The sequence below is a fragment of the Paenarthrobacter ureafaciens genome (assembly GCF_004028095.1).
Lineage (GTDB): Bacteria > Actinomycetota > Actinomycetes > Actinomycetales > Micrococcaceae > Arthrobacter > Arthrobacter ureafaciens.
In genome coordinates this window covers 2,791,156-2,805,905 of sequence record NZ_SBHM01000007.1, presented here as the reverse complement: position 1 = coordinate 2,805,905, position 14,750 = coordinate 2,791,156, and the positions used below count along the sequence as shown (strand labels likewise).

Sequence of the window (14,750 nt, the reverse complement as noted above, 5' to 3'; positions counted from 1 at the left end):
GACAATGGCGCCATGTCCCACGAAGCGGGCCCTGCGGACATCCAGCCACCAGCTGATCCGGCAGCCGCCCCCGGTGTCCGGGCCCAGTTGCTGGCCACTGAGCATTGGAGCCTGCTCGCTTCACGAAGTACCACCCAGGGCGAGGTCCTCACCCGGATCAGCATGTTCCTGACGTTTACCTCGGCGAGCCTGCTCAGCGTGGCCTTGGTGGGCAACGCAACGCAGTTCTCGGATGCGTTCCGGGCTTTCGCGTTGACCATCCTCAGCATCGACGTGCTGGTAGGCCTGCTGACCCACGTCCGCGTCATGAGCGTCGGCATGGAAGACCTCATGTACGTCATAGCCATGAACAGGCTGAGGGCTGCCTACGTTGACCTGGATCCCGGTGTTGCCCCCTACCTCATGGCCGGCTTCACCGATGACGAGGAAGGCGCTAAACGGACGTACTACTTTTTCGGCGGTCGGCGGGACTTCAGCCAGGTGGCAGGCAGCAGCATGGTGTTCATGGGCACGGTCAACGCCGCACTGATCGGCCTGCTGGTGGGGTCGGCTTTGTTGGTGGCCGGGTTGGCAGCACCATTCGCCGTGGGCGCAGGAGTGATGGCCGGGCTGGCCTTCCTGGTGACGTCCTTGTTCCGCGGTAAACGCCGCTACGACGGCGTCTGGCGGAAGCTCACATCGATCTCCCCTGCCGGGGGCGGCCCTACCGGGGACAGCCGGAAGACCCCCTAATCGATGGCGGCCATCAACTCCACAACGCGGTCCAGGAAGACGTCCACCTGTGCTTCGTCGTAGCCTTCATCGCCCTTCGCCGCCCGGAAGACAGCCCTCCGGACCGTATCTACGCTGAGCGGCTGATCGTTTTCGAGGTAGTCGATCAACTGGACGCACAGTGCGTCTACGTCCTGGACGTTGTAGCTGCGGGTCCGCTTCCTGGCCGGCCGGCGGAACCGCTCGCCGTCGGGACGGTGAAGCCGGCCACGCAAAATGCCGGAGAGCTTACCGATCTGCCGAAGCCAGGCTTCCTCGCCCTGCTGGTTGATCAGGTCATCCCGCTCGCGGCGCGCAAAGGCATCCTCCAGCCTGTCCAAGGCGGCATCGACGCTTTGGGCGTCATACCCGCCCTTGACGGGATCGAAGGCCACATCCCTGACGTCGGCACTGGCCACGGGGTCGGCCGTGTTGCCCGGGTTCTCGAACGAGTTCCGTGCACGGCTGAGGAACGCGTCTACTTGCTTGGCGTTGTAGCCGTACTTGTTGCGCTCCACGCGCTCGAACGTTGCCGGGATCTGGCGTCGAATATCCAATGCCATCAACTATCCTTCGTCGGGGGTGTCAGACGCCGCTCAGCAGCGCGAACAGAACAAAAGCCACGGGGGCTGCGAACACGATTGAATCCAGGCGGTCCATGACGCCGCCGTGGCCGGGGAGGATGCTGCTCATATCCTTCACCCCGAGTTCACGCTTGACCATGGACTCGGCAAGATCGCCGGCAGTGGCTGCGGCAACCATGCCGGTGGCCAGGATCAGCCCGACCCACCAGGGCTTGTCCAGGAACAGCAGGCAGGCCAGCACGCCAATGACCATGGCACCGGCAACCGATCCGGCGAAACCCTCCCAGGACTTCTTGGGGCTGATTTTGGGCGCCATGGGGTGCTTGCCGAACGAGGCACCGACGATGTAGCCGAAGGTGTCGTTGGCCACCACCAGCAGGAGCATCGACGCGATCTGCCATGCCCCGGCGGGGATTCCGTTCGGCCACAGGCCCACGGGAGTCGCACCGCCCGCGGCATGGAGCGGCAACGCCGCGAAGCTGATCAGGAAGGGCACCCATGCCAGCGTGAACACCCCGGCAAAGACACTGCGGGGCGCCCCGGCGGCACTTTCGATGGAACGCCACAAGAGCACGGCAACACTGCTGGCCACCATGGTGAAGAGGAGCCCCTCAAGTCCGCCGAAGTAGGCGGATACGGGCATCGCCAGGGCTCCCACCATCACCGGGATCACCGGCATGCGGGTGCCTTGGGCCTCAAGGGCACGGAATACTTCCCACACACCCAGGACAGCGAAAGCGGTAACCAGCAGGACAAAGCCCAGCGGCAGGAAAAGCAGTCCGCCAAGGACGGCAAACAGCATGGCAAGCCCGACGCCGATGGCGGCGGGCAGATTGCGGCCCGCCTTCGGCGTCGGGTTACCTTGCAGGCGCCTGGCCAGTCTGCGCGCCCCTGACGTCGGGACCTGCCCGGCGGGCGCCGGCTCTGGCTGACTCATCAGACCTCGAGCAGCTCGGCTTCCTTGCGCTTCAGCAGGTCATCGATGCTGTCGACGTGCTGCTTGGTGATGGCGTCGAGTTCCTTTTCGGCGCGGGCACCCTCGTCTTCACCGGCTTCGCCGTCCTTGACCAGCTTGTCCAGGGCGTCCTTGGCCTTGCGGCGGATGCTGCGGACGGACACCTTGGCGTCCTCGCCTTTGCCCTTGACGATCTTGACGTATTCCTTGCGGCGTTCCTTGGTGAGCTCAGGAATGGTCACGCGGATGACGTTGCCGTCGTTGGAGGGGTTGGCACCCACCTCGGAGTCGCTCAGGGCCTTCTCAATGTCGCGGAGCGCGCTCTTGTCGTAGGGCGTGATGAGGATGGTGCGTGCGTCCGGAACGGCGAAGGAAGCAAGCTGCTGGAGCGGCGTGGGGGTGCCGTAGTACTCCACGATCACTTTGTTGTAGAGTCCGGGGTTCGCCCGGCCCGTACGGATCGAGGCGAAGTCTTCCTTGGCTACCTCAACCGCCTTGTCCATCTTCTCGCCGGCTTCGAGCAAGGTCTCTTCGATCACGGGGTTCTCCTCAGTAATAGTCGCTGCCCTGCTACGGGCGGCCATGCACAGTAAAGATCCGCCACTGCGGGCGGACGGTCCTAGAAATATCCTAGCCGCTGCTAGGGGGTAACCAGGGTTCCGAGGGTTTCACCGCGGATGGCGCGGGTTACGTTGCCTTCGCCCTCCATGCCGAAGACCACCATGGACAGGTTGTTGTCCTTGCACATGGTCATCGCCGTCTGGTCCATGACACGGATATCGCGGCGGAGGGCATCGTCGTAGCTGAGCACATCCAGCTTTTCCGCGGTGGGGTCCTTCTTGGGATCGGAGGTGTATACGCCATCCACGCCGCTCTTGGCCATCAGGACGACGTCGGCGTGCACTTCAAGGGCACGCTGCGCGGCTACGGTGTCGGTGGAGAAGTACGGCAAACCGGCGCCGGCACCGAAGATGACCACGCGGCCCTTCTCCATGTGGCGGATGGCGCGGCGCGGAATGTAAGCCTCGGCCACCTGGCCCATCGTGATCGCGCTCTGCACCCGCGTCTCCACACCGGCCTGCTCCAGGAAGTCCTGAAGGGCCAGGCAGTTCATGACCGTACCAAGCATGCCCATGTAGTCCGCACGGGAGCGGTCCATGCCGCTCTGGGAGAGTTCGGCGCCGCGGAAGAAGTTACCTCCACCCACCACGATCGCCACTTCAACGTCGGAGACAGCGGCAGCGATCTGCTTCGCGATCGCCCGGACGGTTTCAGGATCGACGCCGAGCTTGCCCCCGCCGATGACCTCGCCGGACAGCTTCAGCAGTACACGACGGCGGCTCTTCTCGGGCTGGATTGCAGTGTTGACGGTTTCCATGGTGCCTTCCCGTTGGTGGACTTGGGCTAGATTATCGTGCTGTTGGTCCGTCCAGGTACTACCCTGACGGATGCATGAAAAAGGGGCGGCCACCGAAGTGACCACCCCTCTTCATGACTTGCTAGTTTCCGACGCGGAAACGGGTAACTGCGGTTGCCTTGACGCCGGCTTCCTCGAGGACCTGGGCAACGGTCTTCTTGGAGTCCTTGGCGAATGCCTGGTCAACCAGAACTTCACCCTTGTAGAAGCCCGTCACGCGGCCTTCGACGATCTTGGGAAGTGCAGCTTCCGGCTTGCCTTCAGCCTTGGCGGTCTCTTCCGCAATGCGGCGCTCGGACTCGACCAGTTCGGCCGGAACGTCTTCGCGGGTCAGGTAGTTCGGAGCCATGGCGGCAACGTGGACGGCGATGTCGTGTGCTGCGGTGGCAGCGGCTTCGCCTTCGCCGTCAACAGCGAACAGAACGCCGACCTGGGCCGGGAGGTCCTTGGAGGTCTTGTGCAGGTAAGCGTCAACCGTGGTTCCCTCAACGCGGGAGATACGGCGGACAACAACCTTCTCGCCGAGGACTGCGCCCTCTTCGATGACGACGTCGGCAAGCTTCTTGCCGTCTACCTCGGTGGCGAGCAGGGTGTCGAGGTCGGCTGCGCCGGACTCGACTGCAACGTTGAGGACCTTGTCAGCCAGCTGGATGAACTTGTCAGCCTTGGCGACGAAGTCGGTCTCGCAGTTGACCTCGATCATTACGCCAACGCCGCCGGTGACCTTGGCAGCAACCAGGCCCTCGGCAGTGGAACGGCCTTCGCGCTTGGTAGCGCCCTTGAGGCCCTTGATGCGAATGATTTCGATGGCCTTCTCGGCGTCACCGTTGGCCTCGTCAAGAGCCTTCTTGACGTCCATCATGCCGGCGCCGGTGCGCTCGCGCAGGGCCTTGATGTCAGCAGCAGTGTAGTTCGCCATGGGAACCCCTCTGTCTAGAAATTTTTGGTGTTTACGTAACTAACAGGACGGCAACCCACAGTGTGGGCCGCCATCCTGTCAGTAGCCCCCGACGCGGTTTCCGGCGTCAGGGAAGGTACAGATTTACTTGGCTTCTTCAGCTTCGCCGGCTGCGGGAGCCTCGGTTGCTTCAGCGGCCTTGGCTTCTGCTTCTGCCTTGCTGCCTTCGAGGAGTTCGCGCTCCCACTCGGCAAGCGGCTCTTCCGGAGCTTCGGTGGTGCCGGAGGAGCGCTGGTTGCGGGCGATGAGGCCCTCAGCAACGGCGTCGGCAACAACGCGGGTGAGCAGGTTCACGGAGCGGATGGCGTCGTCGTTGCCCGGGATCGGGAAGTCGACTTCGTCCGGATCGCAGTTGGTGTCCAGGATGGCAACAACCGGGATGTTCAGCTTCTTGGCTTCGTCAACAGCAAGGTGTTCCTTCTTGGTGTCAACAACCCACAGAACCGAAGGAGCCTTGGTCAGGTTGCGGATACCACCGAGGTTGGCTTCAAGCTTGGTGAGTTCGCGCTTGAGGAGCAGGAGCTCCTTCTTGGTGTATGCCGAGCCTGCGACGTCGTCGAAGTTGATCTCTTCGAGTTCCTTCATGCGCTGGATACGCTTGGCGACAGTCTGGAAGTTGGTCAGCATACCGCCGAGCCAACGCTGGTTGACGTACGGTTGGCCAACGCGGGTAGCCTGCTCGGCAATTGCTTCCTGGGCCTGCTTCTTGGTGCCGACGAACAGGACGGTGCCGCCGTGGGCGACAGTAGCCTTGACGAACTCGTAGGCGCGGTCGATGTAGGACAGCGACTGCTGGAGGTCAATGATGTAGATGCCGTTGCGCTCCGTGAAGATGAAGCGCTTCATCTTCGGGTTCCAACGACGGGTCTGGTGTCCAAAGTGGACGCCGCTGTCAAGCAGCTGGCGCATGGTTACGACGGGCATGCCGACGCTCCTTCCGGCAGGTCATTCATGAGAGAGCCCCGAGGGCTGCTCTTACCCTGCCAATAGTTGACGGTTTTTTAGCCATGGCCCGGACGGGCACGGCTCCTGGCATCCATCGCACTTCCCATCCGGACAAGTCAGGCCGGACCGCAGGAGGCACAATCCTCCGCAGCGTGGAGCCACGAGGCTCCGCTGATGGAGGGCTGGATACGCGTAGTCAGGTTGAGCCCCTCGCGCACCTGAATGAGACGCGCTCCTGAATAAGCTTGAGGGCACAGCAAACTGCTCCATCAAGTGTACTACAGCAGGCCCGCATTTTTGACCGTCCGCCGGGGCAGGCCAAGGCGTGCTTATCCACATACGGAACCCGGGCCATGGCCCCGTGCAGCCACACGCTGGAGGCTGGTTCCATGACCCTGCCGAAGATCGCTCACCTCCTGCTGGCAGCCGCCGTGTTGGCAGGCTCCGCCCCTGCCGCGCCTGGCGCGGCACCGGCTCCTGCGCAGCCACGCTGGGACTGGCCGCTGTCCCCCAAACCCAAGGTGGCGCAACCGTTCGATCCTCCGGACAAGCCTTGGCTCAGCGGGCACCGCGGCGTGGATCTGGCGCCGGAGTCCTCCAGCACTCCCGGGAAGGCGGATTCGCAGGTCTTCGCCCCGGCCGACGGCGTGGTGACCTTCGCCGGCGTCGTTGTTGACAGGAAGGTCATCACCATCGACCACGGCGGCGGCCTGCGGAGCAGCTTCGAGCCGGCGGCCAGCGAACTTCAGCAGGGCGACCCCGTGGCGAAAGGGCAGGTGATCGGCACAATCGAGGACATTGCGGGGCATTGCCCGGCAGCGAAGTGCCTCCACTGGGGTGTCCGGCGCGGCGATGACTACGTCAATCCCTTGGCGTTTGTGCAGGACCTGCGTCCCTCAATACTGCTGCCGCTTGATTGAACAGACCGGCCCGCCCTTGAACCGGCCCATGCCGCGGCACCATTGTGCCCACCCCCGGCGCGCCCGATCCTTAGACGATCGCGGAGACTCCCGTGATGGCGCGCCCAGTGACCAGCGTGTTGATCTCGTGCGTGCCCTCATACGAATAGATGGCCTCGGCATCAGCGAAGACCTTGGCCATGCCGTAGTCGGTGACTATTCCGTTGCCGCCCAGGATGCTGCGTCCGAGCGCAACACTTTCGCGCATGCGGGCTGTAGTGAAGGCTTTCGCCAGCGCCGACTGTTCATCCTTGGCAGCTCCGGCGTCCTCCAACTGGGCCAAGCGGACCATCATGCCCATGGAAGCCACGGTATTGCCAAGGATCTGCACCAACTGGTTCTGCACCAACTGGAAGCGGGCCAATGGCCTGCCGAACTGCTGGCGCTCCACAGCGTAGCTGCGCGCCACATCGAAGGCTGCCAACTGCAGTCCCACGGCTTGCCATGCAACCGCAAGCCGGGTGACCTTCAGGACCTTGTTGGTGTCTCGGAAGCTGTTGGCGTGCTCCAGCTTGAAGAAGTCCGGCACCACCACGTCCTCCAGCGTAATGTCCGCGTTCTGCACGGTCCGGAGGGAAATCTTGTTCTCGATCTTGCTCGCAGAGAAACCGGGGAGGGAGGTGTCCACCAGGAACGCCTTGACCTGATTGTCCTCAACGTCCTTCGCGTAGATGACAACCCAGTCCGAGAACGTCGCGTTCCCGATCCACCGCTTGGCGCCATTAAGAATCCAGTTGTCACCGTCCCGCCGGGCGGTGGTTCGGGTTCCACCGGCCACGTCGGAACCTCCCAGCGGCTCGGTCAGCCCAAAGGCTCCGATCTTCTTCAAGGAGTAGATGTCCGGAAGCCACGCGTCCTTCTGCTCCTGGGAAGCCAGGGCTTCGATGGAACCTGTGAAGAGCCCGTCATGGACACCCATGAACGTGGCGATCGATGCGTCAGCCCGCGTCATCTCGGCATGCAGGATACCTGCGAACACATTGGAGTAGCCCTGCCGACGGACTGGGCTGACAAGGTCCAGTTCGGCAAGTTTGGGTATCAGGTCCGTGGGAAACTCGGCGCGGTTCCAGCAGTCCACGGCGATCGGCTTGACCTCGCGGGCCAGGAACTCACGAACTTCTGCCAGGCGGTCCTGTTCCTTTCCTGTCAGCAACTGCTCGAAAGCATAGAAGTCGCCGTCGGCGTAGGGCAGGGTGGCGGGATCGAAGGGGGCGTTCGACATGTTCTCTCCTCCTGGATTGGTCCACAGCGACCAAGACGGGTTCGGCAAGTTACCGACGGGTATGTTACTGGTCAGTAACATACCTCACTCCCCCGCTTCGGGCAATGTCTTCCCTCCGGAGTGGGACTCCTGCCAGTAGCCTCGGGGCTTAAGGGCAAGAATGATTGGGGCAGCCATGATCGATCCACGTCAGGAAGTAGTCCTCATCCGCAACAAGGAGCGGGGCGGGTTTGACGACAAGACAGCCCAGGTGCTGGCGTACCACGAAGCCGGAAACGTCATCAACGTGACCTTGGGTTCACGGAATGGCGGCAGGAGTTACCGCTATGCGGCGACGAACGTCGTCGTCCTTGGCAATCCGGAGGTCATCGTTATCCATCGCGCGGACGTGGTACAGATTCGGGGCGGCACCATTCAGGGCGTCACGGAGGTCCTCCGCTTTCCGGGCGGGCGCGAGTCCTGGTTTCGGGTCTTCTACAGCAGCGAGTCAGGCGACGGGTACACGACATGCCCTGAGACCCAATTGAGGGTGACCAGAAAGCCGGAAGAGGTCCAGGCAGCAGAAGCAGTACTGGACTATTGGCGGGACCTCGCCGCCAACCTGGCGCCGAACGATTTCCTTCGTCGTGAGTATTCGAACTTCAAGGACATCCCTGCTGACAGCGCCTTGCGGCTCTTACTTGAGGGCAGGCCCCCAATGTCCGTAGATCCCGCCGCCCCAGTACTGGAGCCGTTCTCATCCAATATCAGCCAGCGCGACGCCTTGGTCATGGCGCTCGGAAACCGGATCTCCGTTATTGACGGCCCTCCGGGGACAGGCAAGACACAGACGATTGTGAACCTGATAGCCAACCTGGTCAGCGTTCAAGGGAAGACCGTCGGAGTTGCCTCCTTGAACAACGCAGCGGTGGAGAACGTCCGCGACAAACTCATTGATCATGGTCTGGGACATATCGTGGCCGACCTCGGCCGCCAGGACAAAAGGGATGAGTTCTTCCTTCGCCAAGGTGAACGGAACTCCGACCTGGACGCCTGGCTCCGTGGTCCCATACCTGAAGAGATCCCGAATGAAGATCTGGAAAGTTCCACCCGGCAATTGCGGACGCTGCAGGAGACATCCCGGCAGCTGGCACTGTGGCAACAGGAGCTGGATGCTTTCCAGCTTGAACGGGATCACTTCCTGCTAAGCGTGGACCGGGCAGACTTGCCGGAGTTGGAGGGCCTTTCGCGTCTGCAAACCTCCGGCCAGGTACTGCGGTTCCTGGCTGAAACGGTCTCTGCACCGCCAGCCCCTGGCAGGCTGGGGAAGTTCATCCGCCGGCTCCGGCTTCGACTTCGATATGGACGTCTTAGCCAACTGGACCTGGGCGACAGCAACACAGTCCTTAGCCTCCACCAGGCCTTCTACGATCTCAAAGTCGCCGAGCTTGAGAAACAGGTGGAGAAGGCTTCCGGGCTGTTAGCTTCTTCGGAGTATGCCCACGTTCAGACGGAATATTGCAGCTCTTCCAAGCGGCGCTTGGAGGGACTGCTCCGCCGGCGGTACATGGCCATGCCACGGCGGATCTACGCCAAGGAAACCTATAACAAGCAGTTCGCAGACTTTACTGCCGACTACCCGGTACTTCTCAGCACATGCCACTCCCTCCGCCGGAACGTCCCAAGAGGGCAGTTGCTGGACTATCTGATTATCGATGAAGCCTCGCAGGTGGATCTGCTCGCTGCCGGGCTGGCATTGTCATGTGCCAGGAACGTAGTGATCGTTGGCGATCTGAAGCAACTTCAGCACATAGCCACCCCAATCAGGGCCGCCAAAACCCCTCCGGTCCCCCACTTCGATTACAAACGGCACAGCATCCTCTCCGCCGTCATCGCGGCGTACGGGCCATCACTCCCCCGCACCATGCTCCGGGAACACTATCGCTGCGACCCCGCCATCATCGACTTCTGCAACAAGAAGTTTTACGACGGTCAATTGATACCGGTCCCTCCAGCGGGTCCACGACACCACCCAGCCCTGGTAGTCGTCCGGACCACGGCCGGCAACCACATGCGGGCCCATAGCTCCGGAGGCCGCACGAATCAACGCGAAGCGGAGGTCATCGCGAAGGAGGTACTCCGCGACTTCTGCCAGGACGTGCGCCGGGAGAACATCGGCGTCATTAGTCCCTACCGCCGGCAGGTGGACAAGATAACGGACGCCCTCCTCGAGCGCATCCAGACGGACGATGCCTTGATCAATGACGTCCAGGCGGACACGGTCCACAAGTTCCAAGGCCGGGAGAAGGAAGTGGTCATCATGAGCACAGTCGTCGATGAAACCGCAGAGGGTCACCGCGGAATACAGTTCGTCGATGATCCCAACCTCGTCAACGTGGCTGTCTCGCGGGCCACGAAGCGGTTCGTGTTGGTCACCAATTACGACATGGTGCCCCAAAGCCGCAACCTCCGGGACCTCGTCCTGTTCATCCGCTACAGCAATCCGGGTGAAGGAGTGGTCGAGAGCACGGTCGTGTCGGTATTCGATTTGCTCTACAGGGAGTACTCGGCGGTGCTGCAACCCCTCGCGGACAGGCTCAAGAAGGATTCAGCGTTTGCTTCGGAGAACATCATTCACACGGTGTTGAGCGAAATACTCACAGAAGCCCCGTTCACCGACCTTGCGTTGGCGCCCCAGGTCCTCTTGAAGAGTTTGCTGCGGGCTACCACGGCGCTCACACCGGAGCACATCAGCTACATCAACAACGGAGCTACTTTCGACTTCGTGATTTACAACCGCATCACGCGGCAGGCAGTCCTGGCAGTAGAGGTCGATGGCTTCGAATTCCACGAGAACAATGCCGTCCAGCGGGTGCGTGACGCCCAAAAGAATGCCATCTGTGCGGCGCACGGGCTTCCTCTCATCCGCCTGGCTACTACGGGCAGCCGTGAGGAGGCACGGATCCGGCAGGCGTTGTCGCACGCCTTGGACAACTAAGCATCCGCTGCCCTGGCTCCGAATCACCAGGAGATACAAAAGGAGCCGTGGTTGACCTCCCGGACGTCAACCACGGCTCCCGTGATGTAGGGCTACTCGGACTTGAACCGAGGACCTTAGGATTATGAGTCCCGCGCTCTAACCAGCTGAGCTATAGCCCCGTGAAGCCCTTCAATCCGCCATGAAAGACGTTTGGAGGGCAAAGCACTCTAGCAATACTAATAGCTGGAAGGCAGTGCTCCGGTCACACCACCATGTCGTCATAGCTCGCGCCCCGGTACAGGTCCTCGAAAGTCTGCAGGGTGCTGTTGATGCTGTGCGGTTCCACCATCTCGCGGCTGACCTTGCCCATGGCACGCAACTGGTCCTCGGGAAGCTTCACCAGCTCGGTGATCTTCGCGGCCAGTTCGTTGCTGTCATTCGGGGTGAACAGGTAGCCGTTCTCCCCGTCGCGGACCAAGTGCGGCAGCGCCATGGCGTTCGCCAGCAACACAGGCGTGGACGCAGACATGGCTTCGAGCGTTACTAAGGACTGGAGCTCCGCGGTTCCAGGCATGCAGAAGACATCGGCCTTGATGTAGGCCTCCCGCAATTCTTCATCACTGGCCAGGCCCAGGAACTTCACGCGATCCTGCAATCCGAGCTTTGACACTTGCGCTTCCAGTGCCGGGCGGACTTCGCCACCTCCCACGATCTCAAGGTGCACGTTCAATTCGCGCGGGGTCTTGGAGACGGCGTCAATGAGCACGTCCACATGCTTTTCTTCGGCGAGGCGACCGACGAAGAGCACGGTGGGATGCGCAGGCCGCTCAACGGTCTCTCCGGGCTGCAGCTCATAGGCGGCCGAGTCGATGCCGTTGGACAACGGCAGGACCTTGCGAAGGAAGGCGTGCTGGTGCATCGCCTTTGCCGCGAGGGGCGTTGGCGTGGTGACGACGTCCGCCTTGCCCATCACCTTGCCCATGTCCTTCCACGAGATCCGTCCGACGATGTCCTTGAACCACTGTGGGAAGGGCAGGAACGGGTTCAGGTTTTCAGGCATGAAGTGGTTGGTGGCCACGATCCGCACACCGCGCTTTACAGCCTCATAGAGGACATGCTCGCCGATCATGTAGTGGCTCTGGATGTGGACGACGTCAGGCTGGACCTTGTCGAAAAGAAGGCTGATTTCCTTCTTGATCTCCCACGGGAAGCAGATGCGGAAGTATTCGTGCGTGGGAACGCTGTGCGAACGAAGCCGGTGCACCGTGGCTTCATCCCGGAACTCCGTGAAGCTCTTGCCCTTGTCCTGCCGGCACGCCAGGACGTGCACATTGTGTCCACGCGCCGTCATTCCCTTGGCCAGGCGGTACCCGAACTGGGCTGCTCCGTTGACGTGCGGGGGGTATGTGTCCGCCGCAATCAGGATGGTAAGGGGTTTATTGGTGTCGGGAATGGTCACGTGGAGAACTCCTGATGGTCACGGTGCGGACAGCATGGAAGGTGGCTATGCTGCGGTGTCGCCGGTTTTGCCGGACCGCCGAAGCGGTGGCACAAGGTACTGCTTACCCCCTAGGCCTTCCGGTGAGGTCCCTTGGCTTCTTTCTTGCGCTTGGTAACTTCCGGGTGATGGCGGCTCAGGGCGATTACCCCCACGATAGCAAGGACGGCCGCCGCAGCCATGGCGATTGCCATGACGGTGTGGACATCGGGACGAAGCTCACCCAGGATGATGATGCCGATGGCAATGCCCACCATGGGGTCGATGACGGTCAATCCTGCAATGACCAGGTCCGGCGGTCCGCTCGAGTAGGCGCTCTGCACAAACCAGGAACCGAGTCCGCCCGCGGCGGCGATGGCGATCAGCGTGTACCACTGGACGTTGAGCAGGAACAGCCCGTTGGGATCCAGCAGGTGCTTGCCGATGATCCGCGTCAGAACGGCGACAAAACCGAACAGGACACCTGCCCCAATAATGTAGATGAAGGCGCTCATCCTGTGCTTGAAAAGCACGGCCAGTGTCCCGAACAAACCGACGGCCAGGGCCAGCAGCAAGACGATGGTCAGCTCGTCCTCGGCGCTCACGTGGTGGTTTTCCTGCGTTACCGTCACCGCCAGCAGCACGAACAATGCCGATCCCGTGACGCACGCAGTGATGGCCACTACCGTGGCGCGGTTGATGCTGAGGCCTTGGTCCTTTGCGTTCACCACAGTGGTGATCACCAGCGCAATCGCGCCGATGGGCTGCACCACGGTCAAAGGCGCCGAGACGAGGGCCACCGCGTTCGCTGCCATGCCCAGCGCCAGCAGCAGGAGGCCGAACATCCACCGCGGGTTACGGAGCAGGCGCAGGAACCCGTTGGAGCTGAGGGCGAGGCCGCCGGTATCGGCTTTGACCGCACTGCCCTGCCGCTGGGCACCGATGGCGAGGAAAAATGCGCCAAGCACTGCCAGGACGACCGCAAGCCAGACCATCAGCCGTGCCCGCCGTCGTCTTCGCTTTGCAGGTCCTTGCCTTTCCGCAGGATGGCCCAGAAATAGTTGTAGGCGGCGATCCAGTGCCCCACCAGGCCAAGGCCAAGGAACGTCCACGCCGCCACGAAGTACACGTCAGTGAAGGGAATCTGGAGTTTGGAAAGCACCAACAACGGAGTGCCCAGCAGCAACAACGCCGTACGGATCTTACCGACGACGCTCACGGGGAGGTCCGGGTGGCTGCGGAAGTAGATCAGGGAGGCAGTGGCCAGGATGATGTCCGGAACCACCAGCGCGGCCAGGTACCACCACTGCACGACGCCGGCAACCGCCAGGGTGACGGCCACCGCTATGAGGGCTGCCCGGTCCGCCATCGGATCCAGTATCCGGCCAAGCTTGGAGGTCTGGTCGAAACGCCGGGCGATGTAGCCGTCCACCCAGTCGGTGCTGCCCATGACCACCAGGACCAGCACGGCAAAGCCGTACTCCCGCTGGGACAGGACAAGCCAGACGAAGAGCGGGACACCCATGAAGCGCAGGACCGTCAGGATGTTCGGGACGGTGACGATGAGGTCGTGGTCCACTTGGGGACGGTCGGGGCGTGACCCTGCACCGATCAGCCTCATGATGTCCCCCTCCTCTACTTCAGTGTGTGCGTTACTGCCGCAAGCTTTTACTTCTTGAGCAGCTTCCGTAGCGCAACCACGAAGACGGCGGCAGCGGCAGCAAACGCCACGAGGTCCTTCCAGCGGGCGGCAAGGCGCCCGGTGAAGTCCTCGGGAACCGATTCGCCGGCAGCGGCGAACTTGGCGGCCGCAAATTCACGGCCTTCCTGCAGTTTCTGGTTGGCAGTCTCCAGCAATGCCTGCCCCTGCTTCTTGACGTCAAGCTCCTCGCCAAGTTCGTCGCGGACACCGGTAAGGTGCTCGCGGCGCTTGTCCAGCCGGCGCCGCAGTTCAGCTTCGGTGGGTGCCTTGGCGGCATCGGCGTCCTTGGCGGCCTCCTTGGCCGCTTTCTCAGCCTTCGCTTTTTGCGCTTCAGCTTCCTTTTGGGCCTTGGCCGCCTTGGCTGCGGGGGAATTGGGATCAAGGATGGACTCATCGAAGGCCGAGCCTTCCTTGGCAATGCCCAGGTCATGCTTGATCCCGCGGATAGTATCCTCCGGAACCAGCGGCATGGCTGCCCTGAACTTGGCGGTGCCTATCAAGGCACCCAGGGCAACAATCAGCAGGAACACCGCAGCAACGATCAGGGCTGCGAGCCATCCGGGCATAATGGTGGCAAGGCCGAGGATGGCTGCCACCACCAGTGCAATGACCAGGAGCATCAGGAAGACGAGGGCAACGCCGAAGAACGCACCCGCCACACCTACCTGTGCGGCTTTGCGTTTCAGTTCGACCCTGGCCAGCGCCAGTTCGTCATTCAGTTGCCTGGGTGCCAAACGGGCAACGAGCTTGAGGGTCTTCGGCAAACTACGGATGGCTGGGCCTTTGCCGGTCCGACTGGTGTGACGTCCGCTCATGGGTTCC

The 14,750-nt window shown here is 62.1% G+C and carries 14 protein-coding genes and 1 tRNA gene; 3 read left to right on the top strand and 12 right to left on the bottom strand.

Annotated features, from left to right (window positions below):
• Positions 1 to 12: 12 nt before the first annotated feature.
• Positions 13 to 732, top strand: coding sequence for a hypothetical protein (locus tag AUR_RS17140; RefSeq protein ID WP_062095917.1), 720 nt, complete (start codon positions 13 to 15; stop codon positions 730 to 732).
• On the opposite strand, the gene AUR_RS17135 is transcribed toward AUR_RS17140, so the two are convergent.
• From AUR_RS17135 to rpsB, 6 genes are all read right to left on the bottom strand, one after another.
• Positions 729 to 1,313, bottom strand: a complete 585-nt coding sequence (locus AUR_RS17135) for a DivIVA domain-containing protein (RefSeq protein ID WP_021472579.1) — start codon at positions 1,311 to 1,313, stop codon at positions 729 to 731. The two genes, AUR_RS17140 and AUR_RS17135, sit on opposite strands and share 4 nt — an antisense overlap.
• A gap of 22 nt (positions 1,314 to 1,335) precedes the next feature.
• Complete coding sequence (locus AUR_RS17130) at positions 1,336 to 2,271, bottom strand: phosphatidate cytidylyltransferase (RefSeq protein ID WP_062095914.1); 936 nt, start codon at positions 2,269 to 2,271, stop codon at positions 1,336 to 1,338.
• Positions 2,271 to 2,828, bottom strand: coding sequence for a ribosome recycling factor (gene frr, locus AUR_RS17125; RefSeq protein ID WP_021472577.1), 558 nt, complete (start codon positions 2,826 to 2,828; stop codon positions 2,271 to 2,273). The genes AUR_RS17130 and frr overlap by 1 nt, the downstream gene beginning before the upstream one ends.
• A gap of 101 nt (positions 2,829 to 2,929) precedes the next feature.
• Positions 2,930 to 3,667 (bottom strand): UMP kinase, encoded by a 738-nt coding sequence (gene pyrH / locus AUR_RS17120; protein ID WP_021472576.1) that lies wholly within the window; start codon positions 3,665 to 3,667, stop codon positions 2,930 to 2,932.
• A gap of 121 nt (positions 3,668 to 3,788) precedes the next feature.
• On the bottom strand, positions 3,789 to 4,625 hold the full coding sequence (gene tsf, locus AUR_RS17115) for a translation elongation factor Ts (protein WP_021472575.1): 837 nt from the start codon (positions 4,623 to 4,625) through the stop codon (positions 3,789 to 3,791).
• 123 nt (positions 4,626 to 4,748) lie between these two features.
• Positions 4,749 to 5,588, bottom strand: coding sequence for a 30S ribosomal protein S2 (rpsB, locus tag AUR_RS17110; protein WP_062095912.1), 840 nt, complete (start codon positions 5,586 to 5,588; stop codon positions 4,749 to 4,751).
• 410 nt (positions 5,589 to 5,998) lie between these two features.
• On the opposite strand from rpsB, the gene AUR_RS17105 reads away from it, so the two are divergent.
• A complete protein-coding gene (locus tag AUR_RS17105) occupies positions 5,999 to 6,529 on the top strand; it encodes a M23 family metallopeptidase (RefSeq protein WP_062099099.1) in 531 nt (176 codons plus the stop codon).
• A 70-nt stretch (positions 6,530 to 6,599) separates the two neighbouring features.
• Here the strand turns inward: AUR_RS17105 and AUR_RS17100 are convergent, their stop codons facing one another.
• Complete coding sequence (locus AUR_RS17100; protein WP_128397214.1) at positions 6,600 to 7,790, bottom strand: acyl-CoA dehydrogenase family protein; 1,191 nt, start codon at positions 7,788 to 7,790, stop codon at positions 6,600 to 6,602.
• A 175-nt stretch (positions 7,791 to 7,965) separates the two neighbouring features.
• Between AUR_RS17100 and AUR_RS17095 the strand changes: the two genes are divergently transcribed.
• Positions 7,966 to 10,767: an AAA domain-containing protein gene (locus AUR_RS17095; protein ID WP_062095907.1), complete on the top strand. Its 2,802-nt coding sequence runs from the start codon at positions 7,966 to 7,968 to the stop codon at positions 10,765 to 10,767.
• Between the two features lie 87 nt (positions 10,768 to 10,854).
• On the opposite strand, the gene AUR_RS17090 is transcribed toward AUR_RS17095, so the two are convergent.
• The 5 genes from AUR_RS17090 to AUR_RS17070 all read right to left on the bottom strand — a co-directional run bounded on the left by AUR_RS17090 (position 10,855) and on the right by AUR_RS17070 (position 14,743).
• A tRNA-Ile gene (locus tag AUR_RS17090) sits at positions 10,855 to 10,928 on the bottom strand.
• An 83-nt stretch (positions 10,929 to 11,011) separates the two neighbouring features.
• Positions 11,012 to 12,208 carry a glycosyltransferase gene (locus AUR_RS17085; RefSeq protein WP_062095905.1) on the bottom strand — a complete coding sequence of 399 codons (1,197 nt, stop codon included), beginning with the start codon at positions 12,206 to 12,208 and terminating at the stop codon, positions 11,012 to 11,014.
• Between the two features lie 110 nt (positions 12,209 to 12,318).
• Complete coding sequence (locus AUR_RS17080) at positions 12,319 to 13,221, bottom strand: DMT family transporter (RefSeq protein ID WP_021472569.1); 903 nt, start codon at positions 13,219 to 13,221, stop codon at positions 12,319 to 12,321.
• Positions 13,221 to 13,847 (bottom strand): CDP-alcohol phosphatidyltransferase family protein, encoded by a 627-nt coding sequence (locus AUR_RS17075; protein WP_062095903.1) that lies wholly within the window; start codon positions 13,845 to 13,847, stop codon positions 13,221 to 13,223. Before AUR_RS17075 ends, AUR_RS17080 begins: the two co-directional genes overlap by 1 nt.
• A 47-nt stretch (positions 13,848 to 13,894) precedes the next feature.
• Entirely contained in the window at positions 13,895 to 14,743 is an 849-nt protein-coding gene (locus tag AUR_RS17070) for a phage holin family protein (protein ID WP_021472567.1), read from the bottom strand.
• Between the last annotated feature and the right edge of the window lie 7 nt (positions 14,744 to 14,750).

Coding starts and splice junctions, on each gene's coding strand:
- AUR_RS17135 (WP_021472579.1), bottom strand. CDS start 1,313: ATGGCATTGGATATTCGACGCCAGATCCCGGCAACGTTCGAGCGCGTG.
- rpsB (WP_062095912.1), bottom strand. CDS start 5,588: ATGCCCGTCGTAACCATGCGCCAGCTGCTTGACAGCGGCGTCCACTTT.
- AUR_RS17075 (WP_062095903.1), bottom strand. CDS start 13,847: ATGAGGCTGATCGGTGCAGGGTCACGCCCCGACCGTCCCCAAGTGGAC.
- pyrH (WP_021472576.1), bottom strand. CDS start 3,667: ATGGAAACCGTCAACACTGCAATCCAGCCCGAGAAGAGCCGCCGTCGT.
- AUR_RS17140 (WP_062095917.1), top strand. CDS start 13: ATGTCCCACGAAGCGGGCCCTGCGGACATCCAGCCACCAGCTGATCCG.
- AUR_RS17105 (WP_062099099.1), top strand. CDS start 5,999: ATGACCCTGCCGAAGATCGCTCACCTCCTGCTGGCAGCCGCCGTGTTG.
- tsf (WP_021472575.1), bottom strand. CDS start 4,625: ATGGCGAACTACACTGCTGCTGACATCAAGGCCCTGCGCGAGCGCACC.
- AUR_RS17100 (WP_128397214.1), bottom strand. CDS start 7,790: ATGTCGAACGCCCCCTTCGATCCCGCCACCCTGCCCTACGCCGACGGC.
- AUR_RS17130 (WP_062095914.1), bottom strand. CDS start 2,271: ATGAGTCAGCCAGAGCCGGCGCCCGCCGGGCAGGTCCCGACGTCAGGG.
- AUR_RS17070 (WP_021472567.1), bottom strand. CDS start 14,743: ATGAGCGGACGTCACACCAGTCGGACCGGCAAAGGCCCAGCCATCCGT.
- AUR_RS17080 (WP_021472569.1), bottom strand. CDS start 13,221: ATGGTCTGGCTTGCGGTCGTCCTGGCAGTGCTTGGCGCATTTTTCCTC.
- AUR_RS17095 (WP_062095907.1), top strand. CDS start 7,966: ATGATCGATCCACGTCAGGAAGTAGTCCTCATCCGCAACAAGGAGCGG.